The 862-nt window shown below is 66.4% G+C and carries 1 protein-coding gene; it reads right to left on the bottom strand.

Translation table 11 applies throughout. The features are described 5' to 3' along the window. A partial coding sequence (locus tag JHD73_RS27885; RefSeq protein WP_199033357.1) for an Hsp70 family protein occupies positions 1 to 862 on the bottom strand: 862 nt, incomplete at both ends.

Below are 862 nucleotides of genomic sequence, written 5' to 3'. Positions count from 1 at the left end.
GGCCAGAACCGATCCCGCCGAACAGGTCACCTTCGACGCGCCGCGCCGACGGCAGCACTTGCGCCAGTTGCTCGCGCAGCAACGGCACCCCGCTGGAGCCGCCGGCGAAGAGAATGGTATCGACTGTTTCCGCTGCGACGCCCGCCGTCTTCAGCATCGCCTGCACCGTCGAGACCGTCTTGCCGACCAGCTTCCCAATCGACTGGTCGAAGTCCTCGCGCGTGACGGGCTGCTTCAACTCGGGCGCGATGCGGTGCAGGTCGATCTCCGCCACCGGGGCGTCCGACAGCGCGATCTTCGCGTCTTCCACCTGGATGGCCAGCCAGTGGCCGGCGCGCTCGCGGATCAGGCGGATTAGGCGGTCGAGTTTTTCGGTGTCGGCGACATCTCGGTAATTGTCCATCACCACCGCCCACGCCTTGCGCGTGTACACGTGGTTGATGGTGTGCCAGCTCGCCAGGTCGAAATACTGGCCGGACGGCATCGCCTTGCCGTTGCGCAGCGTGCTGTTCAGGCCAAGTAGCGGCATCACGGTGGCTAGGCTCAAGGCGCGGTCGAAATCGGTGCCACCAATGTGAACGCCGCCGTTGGCGAGGATGTCCTCGCGGCGGTCGGGGCGTTTCGCGCGGTCGGGCGACAGGCGCACCAGCGAGAAGTCCGACGTACCGCCGCCAATGTCCGCCACCAGCACAAGTTCTTCACCGCTGATGCCGGCCTCGTAGTCGAACGCGGCGGCGATGGGCTCGTACTGGAAGGCGATCTCGTCGAAGCCGGCGTCGCGCGCGATTTCCGACAGCGTGTCTTCGGCGAGCTGGTCGGCCTTGGGATCTTCGTCGATGAAGAACACCGGGCGGCCCAGCAC

The organism is Ralstonia sp. ASV6, from assembly GCF_016429285.1.
In the GTDB taxonomy this organism is placed as follows: domain Bacteria; phylum Pseudomonadota; class Gammaproteobacteria; order Burkholderiales; family Burkholderiaceae; genus Ralstonia; species Ralstonia flaminis.
This window is presented reverse-complemented; position numbering and strand designations above follow the sequence as displayed.